This window comes from Stenotrophomonas sp. ISL-67 (assembly GCF_018612915.1).
GTDB lineage: Bacteria > Pseudomonadota > Gammaproteobacteria > Xanthomonadales > Xanthomonadaceae > Stenotrophomonas.
In genome coordinates, this window is sequence record NZ_JAGGRL010000009.1 from 1 (window position 1) to 21,937 (window position 21,937).

23 protein-coding genes are annotated in these 21,937 nt (G+C 64.5%); 13 read left to right on the forward strand and 10 right to left on the reverse strand.

The window, feature by feature from the left end; all coding sequences use genetic code 11:
* From J7J08_RS10315 to J7J08_RS10325, 3 genes are all read left to right on the forward strand, one after another.
* On the forward strand, positions 1-329 hold a 329-nt coding region (locus tag J7J08_RS10315), incomplete at its 5' end, for a SymE family type I addiction module toxin (protein ID WP_214904871.1).
* Positions 326-559 carry a hypothetical protein gene (locus J7J08_RS10320; RefSeq protein WP_214904873.1) on the forward strand — a complete coding sequence of 78 codons (234 nt, stop codon included), beginning with the start codon at positions 326-328 and terminating at the stop codon, positions 557-559. The genes J7J08_RS10315 and J7J08_RS10320, both read left to right, overlap by 4 nt.
* Before the next feature lie 291 nt (positions 560-850).
* On the forward strand, positions 851-1,750 hold the full coding sequence (locus J7J08_RS10325; protein WP_214904875.1) for an Abi family protein: 900 nt from the start codon (positions 851-853) through the stop codon (positions 1,748-1,750).
* Between the two features lie 11 nt (positions 1,751-1,761).
* Here J7J08_RS10325 and J7J08_RS10330 read toward each other — a convergent pair whose 3' ends face one another.
* A complete protein-coding gene (locus tag J7J08_RS10330; RefSeq protein ID WP_214904878.1) occupies positions 1,762-3,075 on the reverse strand; it encodes an XVIPCD domain-containing protein in 1,314 nt (437 codons plus the stop codon).
* A 27-nt stretch (positions 3,076-3,102) separates the two neighbouring features.
* On the reverse strand, positions 3,103-3,858 hold the full coding sequence (locus tag J7J08_RS10335) for a hypothetical protein (protein ID WP_251006568.1): 756 nt from the start codon (positions 3,856-3,858) through the stop codon (positions 3,103-3,105).
* A gap of 330 nt (positions 3,859-4,188) precedes the next feature.
* Between J7J08_RS10335 and J7J08_RS10340 the strand changes: the two genes are divergently transcribed.
* The 3 genes from J7J08_RS10340 to J7J08_RS10350 are packed head-to-tail and all read left to right on the forward strand — an operon-like array spanning position 4,189 to position 8,567.
* Positions 4,189-4,737 carry a hypothetical protein gene (locus tag J7J08_RS10340; protein WP_214904884.1) on the forward strand — a complete coding sequence of 183 codons (549 nt, stop codon included), beginning with the start codon at positions 4,189-4,191 and terminating at the stop codon, positions 4,735-4,737.
* Positions 4,738-4,748: 11 nt separating this feature from the next.
* Entirely contained in the window at positions 4,749-6,107 is a 1,359-nt protein-coding gene (locus tag J7J08_RS10345) for a hypothetical protein (protein WP_214904888.1), read from the forward strand.
* 9 nt (positions 6,108-6,116) lie between these two features.
* Positions 6,117-8,567: an XVIPCD domain-containing protein gene (locus J7J08_RS10350; RefSeq protein WP_214904891.1), complete on the forward strand. Its 2,451-nt coding sequence runs from the start codon at positions 6,117-6,119 to the stop codon at positions 8,565-8,567.
* 21 nt (positions 8,568-8,588) lie between these two features.
* Here J7J08_RS10350 and J7J08_RS10355 read toward each other — a convergent pair whose 3' ends face one another.
* Positions 8,589-8,804, reverse strand: a complete 216-nt coding sequence (locus J7J08_RS10355; RefSeq protein WP_083214053.1) for a hypothetical protein — start codon at positions 8,802-8,804, stop codon at positions 8,589-8,591.
* A 257-nt stretch (positions 8,805-9,061) separates the two neighbouring features.
* On the opposite strand from J7J08_RS10355, the gene J7J08_RS10360 reads away from it, so the two are divergent.
* Entirely contained in the window at positions 9,062-10,204 is a 1,143-nt protein-coding gene (locus J7J08_RS10360) for a YncE family protein (RefSeq protein WP_214904894.1), read from the forward strand.
* Positions 10,205-10,771: 567 nt separating this feature from the next.
* Here J7J08_RS10360 and J7J08_RS10365 read toward each other — a convergent pair.
* Positions 10,772-11,761 carry an MDR family oxidoreductase gene (locus tag J7J08_RS10365; RefSeq protein ID WP_214904898.1) on the reverse strand — a complete coding sequence of 330 codons (990 nt, stop codon included), beginning with the start codon at positions 11,759-11,761 and terminating at the stop codon, positions 10,772-10,774.
* A 108-nt stretch (positions 11,762-11,869) separates the two neighbouring features.
* Here J7J08_RS10365 and J7J08_RS10370 point away from each other — a divergent pair, with 108 nt between their 5' ends.
* The 3 genes from J7J08_RS10370 to J7J08_RS10380 all read left to right on the forward strand — a co-directional run bounded on the left by J7J08_RS10370 (position 11,870) and on the right by J7J08_RS10380 (position 13,948).
* Positions 11,870-12,217: a helix-turn-helix domain-containing protein gene (locus tag J7J08_RS10370; RefSeq protein ID WP_214904901.1), complete on the forward strand. Its 348-nt coding sequence runs from the start codon at positions 11,870-11,872 to the stop codon at positions 12,215-12,217.
* A gap of 114 nt (positions 12,218-12,331) precedes the next feature.
* Positions 12,332-12,985 (forward strand): hypothetical protein, encoded by a 654-nt coding sequence (locus J7J08_RS10375; RefSeq protein WP_214904905.1) that lies wholly within the window; start codon positions 12,332-12,334, stop codon positions 12,983-12,985.
* A gap of 3 nt (positions 12,986-12,988) precedes the next feature.
* Positions 12,989-13,948, forward strand: coding sequence for an XVIPCD domain-containing protein (locus J7J08_RS10380; protein WP_214904908.1), 960 nt, complete (start codon positions 12,989-12,991; stop codon positions 13,946-13,948).
* A gap of 11 nt (positions 13,949-13,959) precedes the next feature.
* On the opposite strand, the gene J7J08_RS10385 is transcribed toward J7J08_RS10380, so the two are convergent.
* The 5 genes from J7J08_RS10385 to J7J08_RS10405 form a co-directional block, all read right to left on the reverse strand.
* Positions 13,960-15,531, reverse strand: coding sequence for a serine hydrolase domain-containing protein (locus J7J08_RS10385; protein ID WP_214904911.1), 1,572 nt, complete (start codon positions 15,529-15,531; stop codon positions 13,960-13,962).
* A gap of 137 nt (positions 15,532-15,668) precedes the next feature.
* Positions 15,669-17,210: a M56 family metallopeptidase gene (locus tag J7J08_RS10390; RefSeq protein ID WP_214904914.1), complete on the reverse strand. Its 1,542-nt coding sequence runs from the start codon at positions 17,208-17,210 to the stop codon at positions 15,669-15,671.
* Positions 17,207-17,602, reverse strand: a complete 396-nt coding sequence (locus J7J08_RS10395; protein WP_214904917.1) for a BlaI/MecI/CopY family transcriptional regulator — start codon at positions 17,600-17,602, stop codon at positions 17,207-17,209. Before J7J08_RS10395 ends, J7J08_RS10390 begins: the two co-directional genes overlap by 4 nt.
* Before the next feature lie 142 nt (positions 17,603-17,744).
* Positions 17,745-18,587, reverse strand: coding sequence for an MnmC family methyltransferase (locus J7J08_RS10400; RefSeq protein WP_214905398.1), 843 nt, complete (start codon positions 18,585-18,587; stop codon positions 17,745-17,747).
* An 86-nt stretch (positions 18,588-18,673) separates the two neighbouring features.
* The gene (locus tag J7J08_RS10405) at positions 18,674-19,033 is read right to left on the reverse strand and encodes a hypothetical protein (RefSeq protein ID WP_214904920.1); all 360 of its coding nucleotides are present in this window, start codon (positions 19,031-19,033) and stop codon (positions 18,674-18,676) included.
* Between the two features lie 149 nt (positions 19,034-19,182).
* Here J7J08_RS10405 and J7J08_RS10410 point away from each other — a divergent pair, with 149 nt between their 5' ends.
* Both J7J08_RS10410 and J7J08_RS10415 read left to right on the forward strand, forming a co-directional pair.
* A complete protein-coding gene (locus tag J7J08_RS10410; protein ID WP_214904922.1) occupies positions 19,183-20,001 on the forward strand; it encodes a hypothetical protein in 819 nt (272 codons plus the stop codon).
* Between the two features lie 97 nt (positions 20,002-20,098).
* Positions 20,099-20,584, forward strand: coding sequence for a transposase (locus tag J7J08_RS10415; protein ID WP_214904924.1), 486 nt, complete (start codon positions 20,099-20,101; stop codon positions 20,582-20,584).
* Between the two features lie 369 nt (positions 20,585-20,953).
* Here J7J08_RS10415 and J7J08_RS10420 read toward each other — a convergent pair whose 3' ends face one another.
* Entirely contained in the window at positions 20,954-21,379 is a 426-nt protein-coding gene (locus tag J7J08_RS10420) for a hypothetical protein (protein ID WP_214904926.1), read from the reverse strand.
* 112 nt (positions 21,380-21,491) lie between these two features.
* On the opposite strand from J7J08_RS10420, the gene J7J08_RS13395 reads away from it, so the two are divergent.
* Complete coding sequence (locus tag J7J08_RS13395; RefSeq protein ID WP_251006569.1) at positions 21,492-21,827, forward strand: hypothetical protein; 336 nt, start codon at positions 21,492-21,494, stop codon at positions 21,825-21,827.
* The last annotated feature ends 110 nt before the right edge of the window (positions 21,828-21,937 follow it).

Consider the following 21,937-nt stretch of genomic DNA (forward strand, 5'->3'; position numbering starts at 1 on the left):
CGGAACCCTGGGCGATTCAACGCCGGCCCGCTCCCCGGCCACAGCCGGCCCGCAGCGCAACCCCCGCGCCTTGCTCGCCGCCCCCGCACTTCCAGGAGGAGCTGAAGGTTCCGTACCTCAAGATCCGCGGCCGCTGGCTGCGGCAGATGGGCTTCAACGTGGGCCGCAAGCTGCAGATCGAAGCCTGCGCTGGTGTCATCACCATCAAGCTGCTGGGCACTCCGGCGGTGGAAGACCCACGGGTGCCCAGGTTCGTGGAGCGCACGATCTACCACGGCGAGGTCAAGTCCGACACGGGGTCGTTCACGCCCGAGGATGTGATCCGATGAAAAAGCAGGTCTACATACGGGTGAAGGTCGACCCCGGCATTCGCCGCGCCTTTCAGCTCTCCTCGTGGCGCATGAGCCAGTCGCCGACGCACCGGCTTCGGGCGTTGATCCATAACTGCGTGGCCATGGATCAGAACCCCTGGGACATTGATCTCAACGTCTGGGGGGATTCCTTCCCGTTAGAAAGCGATGTGAAAGAAGCGGCAGGGCGACACAACTCCAGGCGCTGAGAGCGTGGCTGCTGGGGAAGCGAGCCGGGATGGCAACCGGCTCGCTTGGCCAGCCACCGGAGTATCCGAGCCGCACCATTCCAGACAGTCACACCCCTTCGTGGCATAGGCGCGTTTGCCCCTTTCTGAACCATGTTCGTGGATCTAAGATTCCGTTCAGTTTTCACCGTATCGGCAGTTGCGCAGGACACAGGCAGTGGATAAAATTCGCCCAACACACCCGCCACGCCTCTGTCGCACGCGACACGCTCAAATTGGCGGGTTTTTTTTTGCTCGAGGGTTCAAGTCAGGATGACTAAGTACCTCAAGCCTCCTCTTTCCTTCGATGCGCAGCTGCTGCAGTTGGAAGGGCGCGGTCTGGCCGTACCCGATCGCGCAATGGCCTTGCTCTACCTTCAGAGGGTGGGCTACTACCGGCTGATGGGCTATCTGTATCCGCAGCGGTTGCATCAGAGCGACCACTACATTGCAGGGGCCAGTATTGACGAAGCCTTGGTAGTGTACGAGTTTGATCGCTGCCTACGTGAGCTGGCGCTTGAGGCTGTTGGACACATCGAAGTCGCAGTCCGAACCTCCATCACGCACAACTTCTCCAACGTCTACGGACCCTTTGGTCATCACCTGGCGGGAAATTTCTCCTTTGGTCCCGACTGGCATCGGGAATGGATCGCAAAGGTGCGAGGCGAGGTGGAGCGCTCGAGGGAGGCGTTCCTCATCCATTACCGCGACAAGTACACCGATCCGCCGTTTCCGATGGTGCCGATCTGGATGGCCAGCGAAGTGATGTCCGTTGGGACGCTATCCAAGTTTTACTCTGCGATGCATCCTGCTCACCAGAAGGTGATTGCGAAAGACTTCGGGCTCAGAAGCCCGGTACTGAGGAATTGGCTGCATTTCGCGTCAGTTCTGCGCAACGTCGCCGCCCATCACGGGAGGCTCTGGAATCGCGAGTTAGGTGTGAAGCCTCTTCGCCCACATGGAAATTCCTGGTCCGAGGAGCAGACTCCATACTCGACTTCCCGCTGCTTCTATACGCTGCTGGTCCTGAGGTATCTTCTTCGCTACACCACGGCTAACGACCTGAACTGGCGGGACCGGGTTACGACGCTTCTGGAGCAGCACCTCAACGTTGACCACCGAATCGTTGCAATAGGGGCCGGCCCAGGATGGAAGTCACATCCGCTCTGGTGATAGGTCGTCAGCTAGCCCATCCGCATACCGCGGGCTTCAAGCTCCTGCTGGTTCTGCTGCGTGCGCTGCTCGGTCTGCATGGCCAAGGCCTGCCGTTCCTGGCCTGCTTCATCCAGCCGCTGCAGCGATTGCTCCACCGGCGCCTGCACCGCTAGTTCAGTGGCCATCGCGGCACGCTGCTGTGCCGGGTCATGCAGGTTGCCCTGCACCACAAACACGTTGCGACCGGCCGCACCCTCTGCGGTGGCTTGGCTCAGTACCACGTGGTCAGCCCGCTCCAGCTTGTTCTCCACGGCCAGCGCGGTGAGGCTGGCTGTCAGCCGTTCGCTGGTGTCGTCGAAGCTGCGCCCATGTTTGGCGTCCAGCGCGGCAACGTGTTCGCGTATCTGCTGGTAGAGCGGGTAATGCGCATCGCCGGGACGTAGTGCCGCCAAGCGGGTGTTCTGGTCCTGCCCGGGCGGGTCGTTGAGCACCACTTTCGGGGTTTCGATGCGCTGGCGGTACGGGTCGTCGGGGTGGAAGTGGGTTGCCTTCTCTTCGCGCTCCTGGCGAACGTCGCGGGTGTCATTCAGCCGTTCCAGCACGCGTGGGTTGCGTTCCTGCATGGGGAAGCCGCTTTCGGTGTGGTGCGACCAGGTGCCGGCTTTCGGATCATACGCGTGGTACGAGCTGCGTATACCAATGATGTTGGGGTTGCTGCTGGGCAGCGACTGATCGGCCATGCTCAGCTCATACACGCCCAGCTTGGCCACGTAGGCGGTGGCCTGGCCCCACGGCATGGCGTCGTAGGCGTGGCCAGCGGTGTTCCATGCCCGCGCGGTGCCACGGTAATCGTTGTTGAGCATTTCCTTCCAGACGTTCTCGGCGGCGTCTTCGCTGAGGTTCTTCCGGGTGGCCTCCAGCAGGATGCGCGGGGTCCAGCAGTTCGGGTCCAAACCGTGCTGGACGAAGGCTTTGTCATGGGCAACCTGTACGTCGCGGCCGGGCAGGTTGAGTGCCAGGTCTGGCCTGCGTGCACCCATCCAGTACTCGCGGCGCTCGAGGTCGCGGTCGAGTAGGGTTTGGCCGAAGTGTTCCCACTGGCGCTCTGTCAGTGTGCGGTTCTGCAGCCTGGGGTTGCGGTCATGCTGGTCGCTAGCCTCGAGCTGGGCATAGGCGTTGGCAACCTGGCCGGGCAGGTTGTCATTGCGCACCACGCCCAGTGCCAGCAGGCCGTAGCCGTCAGAGCCTTCCTTCTGTGCCAGGTAGTTCCAGTACAGCTCCCGGTTCCCCTTGGAGGCGTACTGCCGCAGGATTTCGATGTCCTTCTGATTCAAGCCGCTCATGCGTTGTTCCTCCTGAACATTCCTGGGTTACTGGACCTTGTATTTGGCCAGTGCCGCGCGGGTAGCTTCTTCCATGCCCTTCCAGTCCTTCAGCAGCACGCGTGGATAAAACAGGGTCACGCCCAGATTGTCGGTGAGGTCCACGAAGTAGTGGGTGCAGCTTGAAACCTTGACTGACTCATCGGGCACCAGTGTGTCGCCCTGTATCGCCAGGCCCTCGTTCCCACCCTCAGGCTGATCGCACTTGATGAAGGTGGCCAGCTGCCCATCGGCGGCGCGGGCGATGTACCACTCGTCTTCTTTGCGTGGGTTACGGGTAACGGGCTCGCCAAACTGCTTCTGGTATTCCTTGCCGAACAGCGCCATGCGCCCCTCGTCGATGGCGTACGGCGTGAGGCCGAACTGCTCCGCACCCGCCTTGCGGAGGTCCAGTCGCCGGCGCGGGTCGTTGCGGTTGATCGAGCCTGCTTCGGTGGTGGCTTCGGTGTCGCTCAGCCGGGGCAGCAGCTCTGATGCCGAGACCGCATCGAGGTAGTCGATTGACGCGGTGACCGTGCGGTAGTGGTCTTCCATGCTGCGCGTGGGACGGTCACCGGGAGCGGCCGCCTTCAGTCCGGGCCAGATGAAGCTCAACGCAATGCCGCCGCCTACCGATGGGCCAATCTGGTCATCGTAGAGGTTGGCCGGGAACGCGTAGCGGTGCGGGCCCAGCTGGGCTTGCACCGGCGCGGTGGTGTAGGTGTATCCATCAACCGTGCGGCTTTGGCTGGCGTCTTCAGACATGGCAGTTTCCTTGTGTCCATTTTCCGTGGGTGGGGCCTTGGCACAGGCACTGACGCTCAGGGCGACAGCGAGTGCAACTGTCAGGCACCGGCCGGATGACGTTACGCGCATGGGCCATTCCATTGCAGTGGTTGGGGTCAACTATAGGGAATGTGGGGGCCGCGGAATAGGAATGGGCCTGAAGTAGAGGTTCATTGGTCACGTTGCCTATGCGACTAGGACTTTCCTGATAGCCCTGCAGAGAGAGCCATGGCAATCTGAGATGCTTGTCTCAAAGTCTGTCCCACGCGGGTGGCGCGGCGCATCCTTCATGTGGTGATACGCTTATGATTGTTCTTTGTGACCGGCTTTGGGCTGTCATTGACTGAAGGACCAACCATGCCCTTGAATTTTGAACCACGCCCCGGCTCTGCGGTCGATGAAGGAAATGGAATCGTCATTACGGCGCCGAGAGTGCTTCCGGCGAGTCCGCCCGAGGATCCAACCTACACTGAGTACCAATACCTCTTCCATGTTCATGGCGAGCGTGTTGACGGGTTGGGACTCTTTGGAAGCGATGAAATTCAGGGCCGCAGTGGCATGCCTGAGCGGAAGTTCACGCTTGACCTAAGTCGTGACTGGGTTCTGAAGTCCGCGCTTAGTTTCAAAGAATCCATAGGTAACACAGATGGGGATTTCACATTCCTGCAGGGACTTGCACAAGGACTGATAATGGCGAACATGGATGAGGGTAGCTCCAAGTACAGTATCCGCTACGTCGCCGTCACCACGTATGAAGCGCTTGCTCGATGTGGGATAACTCCAATCCCCGTTGATTCGGATTCAGTTGAAAGCGGTATCGTCTTGGCCGAAGCGCGTGTACCAGCTCGGATCGGCTGAGGTGACCCGCCGTGGCAAATTTCATCTTTGACGATTTTGCTCGCACCACACTTGCAGCAGCCAGCAACACAGCCGACCGTTCGCCCTTGTCAGCGCAGCAGGTGGACGAAGTGGTCGGATATCTGACGTCCCCTGGTTCGGGACCGGACGCTGCAACGAGCTACGCGGATTACGTCGCTGCCAAGTTGAGGGATCATCCTCCCATACTTAGCGCTGGCAAAGACTATGTTGCCTTCTCGGGGACTGATCATGCCGGAGTGTCAAATTTTGACAACGCAGCCAACTATGTAAGAGACGTTGATTCGAGGGCGGGCATCATTGGCGAAACGCCTTGGGGCGCTTTCATCGAGGAGTTGCGGACCGACCCCGCCAAGCACCCAGAGTTTCATACCATGGAGCGCGGATTGGAGCGCTTCATGGATACTCAGGGAACCGAGCCAAAAGGCGGGAGGTACAAAGCTGCGCTCCAGGACATGATGTGGAATGCTGGCAGCCCACGGTACTTCGAAAATGCCATCGCCACTGGCAAGCCGTTGCTTGCAATGGTCGAGAACGCTCCGCCCAACCGAGGCTTCAGCAACTTCGAGCTCACCATTGCACTTGAACATCCGAACGCCAGGATCAACGGTTACCCGGTAAGCTCTTTTGGCCCAGATCCGCTTGCCTTCGTAAGCAAGTCGGCTGCCGAGTACCAATCGCTGGAGATCGCCCTCGCGCGTGAGGCCGCCACCAATAGCGGCCACGCGGTGACCGTTGCCGAGGTGCGTCTGCAGTTGAGGCCGATCGAAGGCTACGACGCGGTAGCCCAAGTGCTGTTCAACCGCCCGGTGGAGGAGTTCAAGACCCTGAGCTTTGCTGAGATGACGGCCACGCGGACGCAGTGGGTAGCCACTGGCTCCAGCCTGGCAACGGCGCCGCGCACGTACGTCGATGTGCCCGAGGGCACGTCGCATGGGTCGCAGCAGCCCGGCGCAGCGCGAGGCCCACCCGGTTCAGCCGCCACCGTTGCCGAGGCTGCTGCCGAGCGCGCCCCTCCCGCTCCGCATGCCGGCATGAGCCCGGGCATGAAGGTTGCCGGTGTTGCCGGCGTGGCGCTGCTGGCGCAGGACTTCGCAACCTCCGGCCACAAATGGGTGGAGCTGAGGTCCCAGGGCAATGCAGCGGGCGCCGATTCAACCGCAGCCCACTTCGTCGGACGTAATGTAGGCGGCGCGTTGGGCGGCTTTGTCGCTGGCGCCAGTGTTGGTCTTACTACCGGCTCATGGACCGGACCGGGTGCGCTGGTCATTGGCGTAGGCGGCGGTGTTCTGGGCGCCCACCTCGGCGAGGAGTGGGCAAACCAGAAGGACATGAAAGCCATCTACGTCTAGGTGGACCCCATGGGCCGCACCTGGACCCGAAGCCCCACTGATGAGGAGGGGCGATGGCTACGTGCCGCGCACCAGCAGCAGGTGCAGTCCGCTGAGCTGGGCACAGGCGTGGAAGTGCGGCCAGTGCAGACCGCGCAGGGTGAAGATGTCACCTTCCGCGCCGATTACGTGGCGACCGGTACGCTGGAGCGGCAGTTGAACTGGCAGGCAGCCAGGGCGTCGTATGAGCTGGGCTTGGCCCATCTTCCTCCACCTCAAGACCCGTATCGCCTGAGTGCCCGGGCGGAGCAGGGAACCCCGCCGGCGCCGTTTGAAACCGGAAGGGCATTCGTACGTGACCCCATCTCCCGCCAATGGGAGCTGCAGGTCGGGCAGATGCAGGATGGGCGTGCACCCACCACGCGGTACGAACCCGTTTCAGCGGAGCAGGCCCAAACCCTTGATGCACAGTCGCAGGTGGTAATCGCCCAGAACGCTACCAACACGCCAGCTGCCGTTGCGGCGCGCTACATGGTGGCGCATGCGGAAGGGCGCTGGAGCGACTTTGGCGATGCGAACAATCCTTCAGTTCCCGCCGCCATCCAGGACGCACAGAGCAAATCAGACACCCTGCAGGCAAGCAATGGCCACAGGTATACCCGCCAGGAGGATGGTAAGTGGGTCAGTAACGAATGGGCCTTCAACCGCGCGGCCAATGGCAACCTCAGCGATGAGCTGGATGTCACGTGGCAGAGCCAGCAGGCTGGCGTGGCCGGTCTGGGCACCATGGCCGAGCAGATCAAGGCCACCGTGCAACTGGCGCCGGAAGGCGTGCGCGGGCAGGTGGAAGCACTTTACGCACGGCACGGTATCGAGCGCAGCGAAGCGCAGTTGGTAGCCACGGCGGCGGCGGTAGAGCAGGGTCTTGCAGATAATGGAAGGCAGGGTGACCTGGTCCTTGAACTGATTCCAGACCCGCGCACCCACGCGCCGAGCGCTGAAAGCGCCATTGCCGCGTTCGGTGATGCGGGCGGCAACCGTATGGTTCTCACGGCGACCACCACGATGGAGGACGTTGCGAGGATTCAGGCGTCACAGGTGCATACGGCTGCGCTGCAGGCCGGTGTGGCGGACGAGGCGCCGATCCAGAACGCCCCGGAACTGCGCATTGAGGCACTGTCGCCCGAGGCGTGGGACGCCCATCAGCAGGCGCTGCGGGAGGCCAACCGGCAGGGCACCTCCACGAAGGAGGCCGAGCGGTTGGCTGCGCTGGCGGCGATGCGGGCAGATGGCACCCGGGTTGATGAGGTGCATGTGCCGGAGTTGGTTGCGAATGAGCGAGACACCGCTCAGCCATCTGCCGCGCAGCCAGCCCCTCAGTTGGTAGCGGCAGCGATTACGGCTTCCGTTGAGCGCAATGCGATGGAAGAGCAGTCCACGGCCCAGCAAGAGCCCCAGGCACGTCAGGGGGCCGAGCAGGATACACGCGAGCACGTCGAGGAGCAGCGTGCCCAAGAGGCTTTCGCTCGTACTGCTGCGGAAGAGGAGACTCGCCACGAAGTGTCCTTGGCCGAGTCGCAAGCGTACTCGGGGCCCCCTCCACCCAACATCGCCGCGACATCGATGCAGCCAGGGCCTGAGGCCGAACCTGTCGTACGGCCACCGGTGGAATTCCCTGACCTCGCTGTGACCGTCGCTGCATCAGAAGCGAAGGTAGAGCAGCAGGTAACCCCCGAAGGGGTGCCGGAGGCTGTCATGCGTGTGGATGCTACTCAGCCTGCTGAAGTCGCGGTGCAGGCCGAGACGTCTGAGCGACCGGGCATGGATGATGAAGCCTCAATACAGCACCCACCCCTGGATGAAGTTTCGCTCAACGAGCCTGTTGCAGAGTCACCACCGGTAGAGGTGGCTGAGCAGATGATGGTAGCTGAGCTGGACGCCGTTCCGGTGAAAGAACCCGCGAACGACGTCACCGCGAATCAGGCTGCGCCAGAACCAGAGCCTGCCATGGAGCGGATGGCGCAGCCCGCTGAGCAGGACCCTTGGACACCCCTCAACCCCGAGCACCCCGACCACGCCCTCTACCAACAGATCCGCGAGGGAGTAGCGAAGCTGGACGAGGCCCACGGCCGCAGCTACGACCAAGCCAGCGAGCGCCTCACCGGCAGCCTGATGGTGCTGGCCAAGCGCAACGGCCTGGACAGTGTGGACCACGTGGTGCTCAGCCAACCCACGGAAAGCCAACCCGGCGGCCAGAACGTCTTCGTGGTTCAGGGCGAGCTGGACAACCCCGGTCACAAGCGCGCTGGCATGCCAACGGCGCAGGCAGTGAAAACCCCGTTCGAGGAGTCGCTTGAGCAGTTTGATGTTGCAGCGTTCGAGCAGGAACAGCGCGCCGCGCAACTGGCAACGCAGCAGCAGGACGAAGACCAGCGCGTGCAGCAGGAGATGCAGGTCGCAGCGGCGAGCATGGGGTACTGACAACGGGTCTTTTCACTGAGCTCAGCTATTCAGTGCCAGCCCCATCGGTGGCCACAGCGGATTCATCCGGTCCAGGTCGTAGTCATTGCCAAACGCCAGCGCCGCCTCACGCGGCTCCAGGTCGTAGTAGCTCACCAGCAGCTGCTCATCCATCCCGGCGTCGCTGTGGTTGATGGCATACAGGCCCAGCATGGCCTGGTCGAACTCTTCCAGCCAATCAAGGTCGATCTTGTTCATGTTGATCCTCCGAAGCGGATCGCAGGATCGCGCAGGGGCGTCTCATAGCTTGGGACGGAGGGTGGCCGCTTCCGCAGATGGGCGAGAAACCTATCGCTCCGTGGATATCCATAGGCGCGAGCGATGCCCCGTCGCCACCCCTGCTAAGATATCCACGCCAGCCAGCCTTCCCACGTCATTCGACCGTGTGGTTGGCCGCTCCTCCCAGCGGCCACGCGAGCCAGGATCCTTCCTCTGCCTCTCACAAGGACGCTCGCATGCACCCTCGTTCCCTGTTCCGTTCGGCCGCCCTGGCGCTGGCCGTCAGCCTGACCCTTGGCGCTCCGTCCGCCTTCGCCGCTGAAAAGACCGGCACCACTGCCGCCGCTTCCTCCGTGCAGCGCTCGCCCGTTGCGCAGGGCTTGTACGAGCTGGCCTTCAGCCCCACCCAGAACGCGCTGTTCGTGGCCTCTTCCGGCGGCTTCGGCGATGCCGCCGGCCCGGCCCAGGTGCTGCGCCTGAACCCGGATTCGCTGGCGGTGGAAGCCAATATTCCGCTGGAGCGCAAAGCCTTCGGCGTGGTGCTCGACGACGCCCACAACCGCCTGTACGTGGGCAATACCGTGGACATCTCGGTGACCGTGGTCGACACCGCCAGCAACAAGGCGGTGGGGATCGTGCAGCTGATGGAAAAGAAGGTGGGCAAGGACGGCAAGGCCGGCTACACCCACGACCTGCGCGAACTGGTGGTGGATTCCCCGAACAACCGCCTGTACGTCACCGGTCACTCCGGCGAAGGCAGCGTGCTGTTCGTGGTGGATACCCAGTCGCTGAAGCTGATCAACACCATTCCGGGCCTGGGCAACGCCAAGGCACCGGGCCTGACCCTGGATGCGGCCAACAAGCGCGTGCTCACCTCCAACCTGCTGGGTGAAGTGGTCACCGTGGGCACCGACAGCGGCAAGGTGGAGCAGCGCTTCAACATCAGCGCCGAGCAGCCGATGAACCTGGTGCTGGACCCGAGCGGCAAGCGCCTGTTCGTGACCGACCAGGGCCTGGAGATGATCCGCAAGTACCAGGGCAGCAGCATTCCGGGCTTCGTCTCCAAGCACCCGGGCCAGCGCGTGCTGGTGCTGGACCCTACCACCGGCAAGGAACTGGCCAGCATCGCCACCGACGCCGGCCCGCTGGGGTTGCTGCTGGATGCGCCGCGCAAGCGGCTGTACGTGACCAACCGCGAGGCCGGTACGGTTACCGCGTACGACAGCGAGAGCTACAAGCAGGTGGGCACCTATGACGTGCCGACCCACCCGAACAGCCTGGCGCTGGATGCGAAGAAGAACGTCCTGTACGTGACCATCAAGAATGGGGACAAGGACGAGAAGGGTAGTGAGGAATCTGTGGCGCGGATTGCGCTGTAAGGGCTGACGGGCTCAGGTGTCCCAAGTCGTAACATGATTTTTCGCCGTAACACGCGCTGCGTTACGGCGAAAATTTCATGTTACGACCCCGGGGAGCGCGGTCCGGATGAAAGCTAACGCAATTGGCCGCGGGTACGTTGCGGACGGGTTGTTATGGCGCACGCGCTGTGGCCAGGAACGCCGGCGTGGTTGGCTGGATTGCAGCGCCTTCGTTGCAGGTCATGCCGTAATCGGTTGTTGCACGGTTACGTGCAGTCGACTGGGGTACGACCCTACCCATGCAGGGCATTGTGCCCGGTACAAGGCACGGGTGTGCGGCGCCTGATACCAGACACCCGCCGTGCCCGACACGAGGTGCGAGGCGCGAGGCGCGAGGCGCGGGGCGCCCGGGGCAATGCCGCCGGGCGACAGGGTAGGGTCGCATCCCGATCGACCGCCGATAACAATGCAACGCCCGATGGGGCATGACCCACGTCGAATGCGATGCGTGCCAGAAGCAAACGGGCAGGCGTGGCCGTGCGACCACGTCGCTGCACTGCCCATTCGCCTTACGCTGCGGCGTAATGCTCAGGCGTTCACATCCACAACCAACCGCCCGCGCACCTTGCCTTCCAGGAACGCCGGGAACACCTCCAGCACCTTCTCCAGCCCAATCACTTCAACTGTGCTGGCCAGCTTGCCCAGATCCAGATCGGTCGCCAGCCGCTTCCACGCCTCAGCACGCACCTCATGCGGCGCCTGCACCGAGTCAATACCGGCCAAGGTCACGTTGCGCAGGATGAAGGGCAGCACCGAGGTGGTCAGGTCGGTCCCCTGCGCCAGCCCGGCCGCCGCCACCACGCCGCGGTACTTCGTCTGCGCCAGCGCATTGGCCAGGGTGTGGCTGCCGGCCACATCCACCACGCCGGCCCAGCGCTCGGCATCCAGCGGGCGCGTGCGCGGTTCGGCCAGCGTTGCGCGGTCGATGAGTTCGTCGGCGCCCAGGTCCTTCAGGTATTGCGCGTGCTGGGGGCGGCCGGTGGAGGCCACCGTGCGGTAGCCCAGCTTGGAAAGGATGGCCAGCGCAATCGAGCCCACGCCGCCGTTGGCGCCGGTTACCAGAATGTCGCCGTGCTCGGGCTTCACCCCGCCGTGTTCCAGCGCCAGCACGCACAGCATGGCGGTGTAACCGGCGGTGCCGATGGCCATGGCGTCCTTGGTGCTGATGCTGTCGGGCAGCTTCACCAGCCACTCGCCCGGAACGCGCGCACGCTGGGCAAGGCCGCCGTGGTGGGACTGGCTCAGGCCGTAGCCGTTGAGCACCACTCGGTCGCCTTTGTTGAAGCCGGCATGGGTGGATTCCACCACGGTGCCGGCCAGGTCGATGCCGGGAATCATCGGGAAGCTGCTGATGATGGGCGCAGCGCCGGTCATCGCCAGCGAGTCTTTGTAGTTCAGCGTGGAGTAGTCCACCTGCACCAGCACATCGCCGTCGTGCAGGTCCGCTTCGTCAAAGCTCACCAGCTTGGTGGATACCTGGCCATCGTCTTTGCTGGCCAGCAGGGCATTGAATTTCATGGGCGTGCATTACCTCGGGGGATATGACCTGCATGCTATGGTCGTGCCGTGGTTGTCACAAGAACCATGCTTTTCCATAGGTACTACGGTTTTCAGGAGTATCCAGTAATGGCGCGGCGCGTATATGGCAAAACCGGTTGCAGCGTGGAGGCCACGCTGTCGGTCATGGGCGGCACGTGGAAGCCGGTGATCCTGTTCTATCTGGTGTCCGGCACCAAGCGTTTCATGGAACTGACCCGGCTGATTCCCAACGCCACCCAATCGATGTTGACCAGCCAGCTCCGGGAGCTGGAGGCCGACGGCGTGGTGGTGCGGCATGTGTACCCAGAGGTGCCGCCGAAGGTGGAATACCGCCTTTCGGAACTGGGGCAGACGCTGGTGCCGGTGTTGTTGGCGATGCGGGATTGGGGGAGTGCGTACAAGAAGAAGAACCGGGAGCAGGCGGAGGCGGGGTGAACGGGCGGGCTGAACTGTGACGCGAATCAAGCTGTGAGTAGGGCTTTTCCTATTTTCCGGACTAGTCGCGTGCCCCAGACTACGAAGGCTGGATCAGCCGTATCAGGAACAGATATGACCAAGATGCTTCGGGCAACCAGATTGATGCTGTTGAGCGCGCCAGCGCTGTTTGCGATTGCCGGCCTTGTCGCGTGCGGGCGAGAGGCCGATACCGCCAAGCCCAGCATGGAGGTCAACAAGGAGAGCGCTACGATGCGCACTGAAGTTCCGCTTACCCGGCCCATTGCCTTGGACAAGGCAGGCGAGGTGGTGAACGTGGAGTTCGAACTTCCACCTCCCGGGCCCAATGCCTCGTCTGGCGTGATGCTGGGCATGCGGTTGGTCAGGCCGGATGCGGAGTCCGGGACAGCATTATCCATGCGGCTGGTGGAAGCAGGGCTCGCTGCCCGGGTGAATCTGATTCGCATTGAGGAGGGTGCAATCAAGACGGTGCCCCTGACCAGGGATGCCCCGAATCTCCGTGACAGCATTCAGGTCGCCCCTGACGGAGCGGTACCTGGCTTGACCATGTCGGGTGTTGACCCCTCACTGCTGCAGGGGGCGGGCCTTGTTGATGCAGCTCTTTACTATGACGTGCTTCAGTTCGCGTATGCAGAGAATATCCAGCCTGGGCACTACCGCCTCACCATTGAGTTGACAGGCGATCACCCGGAGTTCCGCGAGGAGACCGCTGAACTGCTTGTTGCCTACTTCAAGAAGGCGAAGTGACCCATGAGCAAGGACGCACCTTATACCGTTACCGTATACGTTGCCGCCCCCGGGACGCCACTGGCCGGAGGAGGAACATCGGCTGCAGGCCACATGTATCTGTCGGTTGAGCACGGCGAGTGGTCACGCAGTTGTGGCTTCGCACCGATCAAGCATGGCGCGACCAGCGGTCCTGGTGCGATCACCAACCGCGACAGCCGAGATTACGAGAATCCTTATTACGCCCGGACGATGGAGATCAGCAAGGAACAGTTCGATCGTATCGTTGAGTACGGTAAGGACCCGTCCAAGCATGGTTTCAGCATGGAGTACGGCGGGCTATCCAACAGCTGCATCGATTTTACCTGGGGCGCACTCAATCACGTAGGCCTTCACCGTCAAACAAAGTCAGGGCAGGACCAGGGTTTCGAGGGGGCGGTCAAACCGCTCGATAACAAGCGTGAAATCGAGAGCATTCCGGATCCCGTTCCGGGCAGTAAGCTGAACACCGAAATCAACAATGACCTGCCGAAGCGGTCGCTGCTGCAGCGACTGATCTCCGAGAATGATTCCTACGAAGGCGTCAGGGGCGATCCCATGCTCTCCCAGATCCGCGACAAGGTGGCGGAACTGGACGCCGCCAATGGCCGAACCTTCGACCCAGCCAGTGAGCGCGTCAGCGCAAGCCTGTATGTGCTCGCCAAAGAGAATGGCCTATCGCGCGTGGACCACGTAATGCTCAGTGAGCGCACCTCGCACTCTGCGGCGGCGGAAAACATCTTCGTCGTGCAGGGTGAGCGCGACGATCCCGGGCATCTGCGTGCATCCATGCCTACCGCGATTGCGGCGCAGGCCCCGGTTGAAGCATCGCTGGAACGTGGCGAACAGCTCGCCAGTGCCAACCAGCAGACCCAGCAGCTGGCGGCCCAGGCCGAACAGGCGCAATCGCAGGAACGTGAGGCTGCCGTTCGGCGAATGGGGTGATTGCCCGCCCCTTACGTCCGCTTCCGCACGTACCGCGCCCGCCCTTCACCATGCACCACGCTCAGCGCATTCACCTGTCCATGTGCGTCCCGATGAAAGTCGATCTGCAGGCCATCGATATCCGGTGACACGAACCGGTTCGGGCTGAGCGGCAGCACCTGGCCGTCGCGCGGGATGCCGGCCACGCCCACCCGTACTTCGCCGTTGGTCACCTTGACCTGCAGCGCGGGGATGTCGAAGAAGTCGGCAAGGGCGCGGCGCTGGTCCATGGGGATGGCGTCGTCGCGCTCGAACACGCCCGCATAGTCGGCGTAGCGGGCATCGCGCAGATCCAACGCCACGGTGTGCACTGCGGGGTTCACGCCGCGCCCGATGGCATCGCTGAGCGCGTTGCGGATCTCGGCCACCAGCTCGGCGCCGTTCTCGCCGTTGGTGAGGATGACAAGCCCATCGCCGGTCTCCAGGTAGCCTTCGATCCAGGCGCGGTAGCTGTCGTTGGAACCGCCGTGGTGGAAGATGCGGGTCTGCCCGGCACCGTCCAGGCGCGGGCCGAGGCCGTGCCAGCTGGGCGAGACCTCGGTCATCATGTCGACGATGATCTCGCGCGGCAGGAAGCTGCCCTCGCCGCGATAACTTGCGGTGAGCGCGGCCACGAACGCGGCCAGGTCATTGGTGCTGGTCCACAGGCCGGAAGCGCCCTGTTCGGGGAACGACTGCCAGCCACGCGGCAAGGCGGTGAGTGCGCCGTCGCTATCGTGGGCCTTGGCAATGTTGTCGGTGCCCGGCTGCGGGTCGCTGTAGCGGCTGCGCTGCATGCCCAGTGGCGCGAACACCTGCGCGCGGGCGATGGCGTCGAGCGGCTGACCGGTGACGTCCTCCAGAACCAGCTGCTCGACCATCACGCCGCCACCGGAGTAGTCGCCGCGCTTGCCAGGAGCGTGGACAAGGCGCACGGGTTTGTTCTTGGCCGGGGCGATGCCATCGAGAGTCTGCAGCAGGGTGGGCAGCGGTTCGCTGGGCAGGTAGTCGGCGAAGCCATGCACGCCGAGCCCGCTGGTGTGCGACATCAACATGCGCAGAGTGAGCTGCGGGGCGGGCACCGCTTCGGTGGCGGGTACCTTCCAGCTGCGCAGATAGGCGGCGATGTCCTGGTCGAGGGCGAGCTTGCCGTCGGCGGCCAACCGCAATGTGGTGGCGGCGGTGACGACTTTGCTTACCGAGCCTACCGAGAACAGGGTGTCCGAATTGACCGCGCGAGTGGTGCCGGTTTCGCGGGTGCCGTAGCCGGTGCTGTGCACCAGCTTGCCATCACGCAGCACGGCGATGGCCACGCCGGGTACGTGGTGTTGGGCCATGCGTGCCTGCAGCGACCAGTGCGGTAGTGCGGCGTTGGGTTGCAGTACCGTGGGGCGCAGGCCGTTGTTGAGTACGGCCTCGATCGCAGGGTCCTTGCGATCGGCGGCGAAGGCCGGTGCGGCGAACAGCAGCGCCATCGCGGTGCACAGGGTGCGACCCAGCAGCGGCGAGGGTGCGCGGTTGCGCGGGGGAACGGCAGTGGCGTGGGAGGTGGGGGCGTAATCCATGCGGGGCCTCTTCGGGGTTGGGCAGCGCGAAGCGGAGGCGTGCGGGTGCACGCCGCTGGCAGCGGGGAATTGCGGACAACAGCGGGCCGTGGCTGACCGTGGACGGCCTCCGGATGGGTGTCGCGGGTGGGCGCGGCTTAGCGGCGGGTGTTGATGGCGCCGCGCTGCACGAGGTAATCGCGTACGCGCGGGTTGTGTGCCTGGTTGAACGGGGAGCGCCACTGGCCGGCATCGGCCGCTACGCCCAGGTTGACGTCGGCGCCGTGGTCGATGAGGAAGGCCACGGTGTTGACGTCGCCGGAGCGGGCGGCGTTGATCAGCGGGGTTTCATCGAAGGGCACGATGCGGTTGACGTCTGCACCGGCGGCGACGAGGCGTTCCACCACCGGCAGGTGGCCTCGGCGGGCAGCGGCGATTAGCGGGTTGCCGTCGCCAATGGCCTGCAGGTCGGGTTGGGCGCCAAGCGCGATCAGGGCATCGACGGTGCCGAGCTGGCCGTTGCGTGCGGCGCTGATCAGGGCCGTGCCATCGCCGCGTATGTTGGTGTCGACGGATACGCCTGCGTTGATCAACTGCTGCACCTGGGCGACATCACCTTCCGCTGCGGCGTTGATCAGGCGGGTGGCCTGCGGTGACACGTCGCGTTCGGGTTCGTCATCCATGATCCGCACCGGGGCGGTGCCGAGACGTGGGGTGGCGGCTACGGTGACGCTGATGTGCGCGGCGAGGGCGAACACGCAGAGCGCGCTCCACAGGAGGCGGGTGGCCCAGGCGGTGTGGGCGGTATCCAGGCGCAGCAGGTTGTCGATGCGCTGGGACAGGCCGCTGCGGCTGCCGGACATGGCCACGGCGAGCGGCGCGTTGCCGCGCTTGGTGGTGAGCAGGCTGTTGATGCCGTTGAGCAGGGAATCGGCGTAGGTGCGGCCGCTGCCACCCTGCGCGGCGGCGCGGGTGTCACAGGCGATTTCGCGGGCCAGGTCCAGGCGCTTGCCGAGCAGGTGCAGGAACGGGTTCCACCAGTACACGGCGAGCAACGCGCGCTGCGCGGCAGCTACCCACAGGTCGTTGCGGCGGATGTGGGCGGCTTCGTGAAGGAGCAGGTCGCGCAGGGCGGTAGGAGCCAGGGTGCCGGCGAGGTGGGTTGGAATGAGGATGCGGGGGGAGAACAGGCCTACGACCATGGGGCCCGAGGCGGTGTCGGAGAGGGCAACGGTGGTGTTGTAGGGGAGGTCGCGGCCGAGCAGAGCGTTGAGGTGGGGGGCGCGGCGGGAGGTGCGGTGCAGGGTGGTGGTGGAGGCGATGCCGCGCAGTAGTTGCAGCAGGGCGTAGGTGGTGCCGAGGAGCCAGAGCAGGGCGGCTGCGTTCAGGAGGGCCGACGTGGTAGAGGGGGCCGAATGCGGTTTGGTTTCCATCGGCCGACCAACGGTCGGCGCTACCGCAGACGCATCGACCATATCAGCCGCAACGGTCGCCGCAGGCGCCGAACGTGCCGGAGGCAGCAGCACCAGCAGCGGCGAGATCGCCGCTATTGCGAAGGCGGCGCAGAGGAGCCAGGAGCGGGCTTCGGCGCTCAGGCGGCTGCGGGTGACCACCAGGGTAACCAGGGCGAACAGCAGGGCGCTGTGCCAGAGGTGCTGCAGGGCGAAGGTGGCGAGGGCTTGGGTCCAGTGCACGGTCATTTCGGCTTCCCCGGTTTGGCGGCGTCGTCCACGCGCTTCTGCAGCGCCTGCAGTTCGTCGACGTCCATGTCGTGTTCTTCGATCAGGTGCTGGGCAAGCACGCTGGGCGAATCGTTGAAGAACGATCTGAGCAGGTTCTCCAGCGCCTGCCTGCGCGCTTCGCTGCGGCTGATGGCGGCGCTGTAGATGAAGGCACGGCCCTCGGTGCGATGGTGCACGAGGCCCTTCTTGCCCAGCACTTTGAACATGGTGAGCACGGTGGTGTAGGCCACTGGCTTTTTCTTTGACAGCTCATCGGCCACCTCGCGCACGGACGCTTCCTTCTTCTTCCACAGCACTTCGAGGATGCGGCGCTCGGAATCGGTGAGCGTGGGGGAAGGTGGGCGGGCCATGGTCGGCGTCTACTGCTTTATTAGTTGATGACCTCCATCCTGCTCCCGGTCGGATCCACGTGTCAACTAGTTAATTAGTAATTGGCGAACGCACGCGGCCATTCCGGATGGCGAGTTCATCTGGGCGGGCGGTTGGCGCGTGTCAGTGCTTGACCGCCAAAACCCCATCCAACGCCAGCTCGGCCTTGAAGCCAGCCTTCTCCAAGCGCTTGGCCACTTCACGCGGCACGTCACGGCCGCTGGTGAGCTTGTTGGGCGCGCCGGTGTAATGGAACATGCGCCCGCCCTTGCGGATGACGCGGGACAGTTGGTCGTAGAACACCTGCGAATACAGTTCACCGGCAATGCCGAAGCGCGGCGGGTCGTGCAGGATGGCGTCCACTGAACTGCTCTCCAGCGTTTCAATCGCCTGCGAAACATCGCCACGGGTGAGCGAGAGCCGGCCGCCGCTGCTCGGCGCGTCAGGATCGGGCGACCACGGGTTGAGGGTGCGCAGCCACAGCACATCGGGATTCTTTTCGAACGACTGGATGCGGGCAACGCCGGCTTCCAGGCAGCAGGCGGCGAAGTAGCCCAGCCCGCCGCAGGTATCGAGCACGGTCTTGCCGGCCGGGGCCACCAGCGCCACCTTGCGGCGCGCATCCTCGTAGGGCGACACCTGCGCGCTGGGCAGCATCTTGATGCCGTCGATCTCGAAGGTGGGCGCGTCCCACTCGGTGGGCACCAATTTGATCAGCGCTGTGCCGAACCGGGATACCGCCAGGAACTCCTCGCCATCCCAGTAGTACAGGGTGCGGTCCTTGGTCTTGCCCGGGTAGGGGTAGGTTTCGCCCTTCCACTGCCAGCTCTCCGCGCCCAACGTGGCGGTGCCGGTGGAGCGCGCCAGGTCGAGCGAGCCGGTCCATTCGGTGGCACCGCTGTCGCGGGCGCGGACCAGGGCTTCGGCAAGGGGGCGGGTGAGCAGGGGGCCGGTGTAATGGGGCACGGGATCAGGGCAGACCGCGCTGCAGGGCAGCCGGCCGACGGGCAGGAAGGGGTGGGCATCGTAACCGAGATGGGCGCTGGGCTGGTTCACGCAGGGGGCTCCGGTGGATGTTCCGTGCTGCGGCTGCAGCTCCAGCCGCCGTAGGTGCCCGGACCGCTGGTGGTCGAGTCGCCATCTGGCGGGTACATCTGGTGGAACCAGCAGTAAGTGGCGTGGTACATCCGGGTGGCGCGGGACTGGCGCGCGTACTGGTAGGTGAATGAGCCGTCTTCGTTGGGGATGAGGACCTGCTCCACGGCTGCCTTGCCGCCGTTGAAGTCGTCCCACAGGGCGGTACGGATGATGACGTGGGTGCCGTCGTCGGAGAAACCGGGGCAGTCGTGGTAGCCGGGTGGGAACGGCTCGGAAGGAGTAGTGGCAAGCAGGACTAGAAGCACTGAGAACATGGGGGGCTGCGCGGTGGGCCAAGGTGGGGCCACTCTGGTCGAGTCGATCCGACGATCACCGTGCACTGCATCGCAGCTCTGGAAATCGGACGATGGAAACATCCAATACTGTGCAGCGCGTCGCCTGTGGACGGGTCTAGAATGACAGCATGTCCATCTTCCACCGCGTCGTTCTGCGCTTCCTGGGGTGCATGCCCGCCGTGCTGCTGGGGGCGTGTGCCGTGCCTGGCAGCGGGCCGCCACCGGCCGCGATAGACAACGTGCGCTCGGTGGAGATCCAGTACCAGTACAGCGGCTGGAGCCATGCAGACGAGGTGCACCGGCTGCAGCGCAGCGGAGGCCAACGCGCGTTTACCCGCACCTCGATGGCGGAAACGGCGGATGGCGTGGAAACCACGCGGGCCACAGTGCCGGCACAGCGGGTAGGCGAACTGGTGTGGGCATTGTCGGCACCACCGTGGCCGCGCGAGCGGGCGGTGCAGGTAGTGGCACGCCGGGTGCCACCGGCGCGGATGATGGAGAACGCAGTGATCGTCGCACGCGATGACGTGCCCGGCTGCAGCAAAGAAGACATCCGCAACCGCATGTTTGCCCATCTGAGTGGCGCTGCCCTGCGCACACAGTTGGACGCGTATTACCAGAAAACGTTCTGGACCGACGACTACCCCGTGATGCGCGTGGTGATCTCCTTCCGCAACGCGCCGGACCGGGTGATCTCGTCGCGTTCGCAGCGGCTGTTCATGCTGCCGTGGACGCTGGGCGACCTGCCCCCGCCAGGCACCCGGGATGCCGGCCCGTACAGCTGGTCGTTGCCCGTCAGTGACGCGCTGCGCCGGCTGCTGCCGACCACCTCGCAGGCCGCCCAGCGGTTGGCTGAGGACACCGACAGGCGTCTGGCGACGAACGTGGCTGACGTGGCTGAGCTGGAATGTATGCGGGAACACGGTGACGCGCGCGCTGCGCCTTGAAGGTACTCAAACCTGACGTTCTGTCGGGTGTCACCCCGACGCAGCTGCACGCACTGAGCTGATCGTTCGCATCCGCGCAGATTTGCACACTGCGCGCATGGTCACCGACAACCCCTCCTGGCAACCCGGAAGCGCGTACTTCTTCAGCGCGCATCTTCGCGACCGCCGCAGCCGCCTGCTGGTGGAGCACACGCAGGTGCTGCGGCTGGCCTTCCGGATAGCGCAGCAGGTTCGCCCGTTCCGGATCAACGCGATCGTGGTACTGCCTGACCATCTGCATGGCGTGTGGACGCTGCCGATTGGCGACGAGGACGGCGACCGGCGTTGGCGGCAGATACAGGCGGTGTTCGACCGCCAGCTGCCTGGCCATCCACCGCGCGCGATGGTGCGCCGGGACCGCTGCGTGCGGCCGCTGTGGCATGACGATTTCCGCGAGCACCGCTTGGTGGATGCCAACGATGTGCAGCGCCACATCGCCTACGTGCACGACTACCCGGTACAGCACGGGTTGGTGCGTGAGGCCTCCGAATGGCCCTACAGCTCCATCCACCGCCGCTGCGTCAGGGAGGGTGGGCCATGCTGAAGTACGGGCGGGCCGCGCCGCGCGGCGTGCGCTGGATGATGGGGAGGCGAATCGGATGGCTGGCGCGACCTGTGCGCAGGTCGCTGCGGCAGGCGGCTGGTGAACCACGTGGGCGCCGCCGGGCGCTGCTGACGGGGGGGGCGGTGCAGCGGGGCCGTACGTGGCAATGGGCGGTCGTGCCGGTGCAGGCAAGCTCCACTGCGTGCGCGGGCCGTCCGTACAGGGGAGAGGGAGCGCGGCGGCAGGTCCGCCGCTACCTGCAGTGCCCACACCGGGGTTTGGTGCGGCGGGGATCCGCACCGACGAGGAAGCCCCGGCGGCAGCTGCATATCCGCGGTTCGCCGCAGGGCTGTGCCCTGGGTGTGGCGCTCAGGGACAGGTGACCTGAAACACCGGGCCGGCACCGATAAGGACCAGCGCCATGTAGTCGCTGTCCTTGTCCTTCCCCTTGAGGGTGGCGCCGGGATTGAAGTGGAAGATGCCGAAGCCGCCCGTGGGGCGCACCAGGGCCTTGTCGATCTGGTCGGCATCATCGTTGAAGAAACGGGCGATATCGGCGCGCGAGGAGAGCTGCAGCGGCGTGGTGTCGCGCTGCCATTGCTCGTCGCGGTTGAAGGAGACGAAGTACTGGCCCTGCTGTTGCTCGATGCGGAACTCGGCCGGCTTGCGCGGGTGGGTGGCGAAGCAACCCAGCAGCGGATCGGAGGAGAACACCCCAGCGGCGTTGTCGCGGTCGCGGCAGGCTGAGAGCAGCAACAGGCTGGGTAGCAGAAGCAGGAATGGCAGTGTGCGCATGGCGGATCCCCCCAGGGACAGGTCTTGGGGCACATCGTGAGCCTTGGCCTGCGCAGGCGGTGTGTACGCGCTGCGTTGGGTGTACGGTTGGGGAGACCTACGGAGCATGTACATGTCGCAACCTACTTCCCAGCCGCTGCATACCCGTGTAGATTCCGCCGCCGCCGGCCAGCGCTGGCCGCTGCTTGGCGCCGCCAGTTGGCTTGTGTCGCCAGCGATCCTGGCGGCGGCTTATGCAGTGGCGCAGGCATCACCCGAGACGGGGCGGCTGCTGGTCGGAAGCGCCGGGGTGGCGGTGGGCGTACTGGCCTCGTCAGTGCTGGGGCTGCTGCTGACCATTGGCTCACGCGTACGCCGCGAACGCTGGCCGTGGGTGGGCATTGCCGGCGCCATCATCACCGCGCTGCCGTTGGGGTTGTTCCTGGTGGGGATGATGCTGCGCCTTTGAAGGGGCGCAAACCCGTAGAGCCAGGCCGCGCCGCGTGACCAATGGGCGCCGTTTGGATCAAGGCGTCGCCACGCGCCCGGGGCTGACCGCATTGGACAGGGGGATGGCGT

Excerpts from the sequence above, each read along its gene's own strand:
- J7J08_RS10320 (WP_214904873.1), top strand. The coding sequence starts at position 326 with ATGAAAAAGCAGGTCTACATACGGGTGAAGGTCGACCCCGGCATTCGC.
- J7J08_RS10325 (WP_214904875.1), top strand. The coding sequence starts at position 851 with ATGACTAAGTACCTCAAGCCTCCTCTTTCCTTCGATGCGCAGCTGCTG.
- J7J08_RS10330 (WP_214904878.1), bottom strand. The coding sequence starts at position 3,075 with ATGAGCGGCTTGAATCAGAAGGACATCGAAATCCTGCGGCAGTACGCC.
- J7J08_RS10335 (WP_251006568.1), bottom strand. The coding sequence starts at position 3,858 with ATGTCTGAAGACGCCAGCCAAAGCCGCACGGTTGATGGATACACCTAC.
- J7J08_RS10350 (WP_214904891.1), top strand. The coding sequence starts at position 6,117 with ATGGGCCGCACCTGGACCCGAAGCCCCACTGATGAGGAGGGGCGATGG.
- J7J08_RS10355 (WP_083214053.1), bottom strand. The coding sequence starts at position 8,804 with ATGAACAAGATCGACCTTGATTGGCTGGAAGAGTTCGACCAGGCCATG.
- J7J08_RS10360 (WP_214904894.1), top strand. The coding sequence starts at position 9,062 with ATGCACCCTCGTTCCCTGTTCCGTTCGGCCGCCCTGGCGCTGGCCGTC.
- J7J08_RS10365 (WP_214904898.1), bottom strand. The coding sequence starts at position 11,761 with ATGAAATTCAATGCCCTGCTGGCCAGCAAAGACGATGGCCAGGTATCC.
- J7J08_RS10370 (WP_214904901.1), top strand. The coding sequence starts at position 11,870 with ATGGCGCGGCGCGTATATGGCAAAACCGGTTGCAGCGTGGAGGCCACG.
- J7J08_RS10375 (WP_214904905.1), top strand. The coding sequence starts at position 12,332 with ATGACCAAGATGCTTCGGGCAACCAGATTGATGCTGTTGAGCGCGCCA.
- J7J08_RS10380 (WP_214904908.1), top strand. The coding sequence starts at position 12,989 with ATGAGCAAGGACGCACCTTATACCGTTACCGTATACGTTGCCGCCCCC.
- J7J08_RS10385 (WP_214904911.1), bottom strand. The coding sequence starts at position 15,531 with ATGGATTACGCCCCCACCTCCCACGCCACTGCCGTTCCCCCGCGCAAC.
- J7J08_RS10390 (WP_214904914.1), bottom strand. The coding sequence starts at position 17,210 with ATGACCGTGCACTGGACCCAAGCCCTCGCCACCTTCGCCCTGCAGCAC.
- J7J08_RS10395 (WP_214904917.1), bottom strand. The coding sequence starts at position 17,602 with ATGGCCCGCCCACCTTCCCCCACGCTCACCGATTCCGAGCGCCGCATC.
- J7J08_RS10405 (WP_214904920.1), bottom strand. The coding sequence starts at position 19,033 with ATGTTCTCAGTGCTTCTAGTCCTGCTTGCCACTACTCCTTCCGAGCCG.
- J7J08_RS10410 (WP_214904922.1), top strand. The coding sequence starts at position 19,183 with ATGTCCATCTTCCACCGCGTCGTTCTGCGCTTCCTGGGGTGCATGCCC.
- J7J08_RS10415 (WP_214904924.1), top strand. The coding sequence starts at position 20,099 with ATGGTCACCGACAACCCCTCCTGGCAACCCGGAAGCGCGTACTTCTTC.
- J7J08_RS10420 (WP_214904926.1), bottom strand. The coding sequence starts at position 21,379 with ATGCGCACACTGCCATTCCTGCTTCTGCTACCCAGCCTGTTGCTGCTC.
- J7J08_RS13395 (WP_251006569.1), top strand. The coding sequence starts at position 21,492 with ATGTCGCAACCTACTTCCCAGCCGCTGCATACCCGTGTAGATTCCGCC.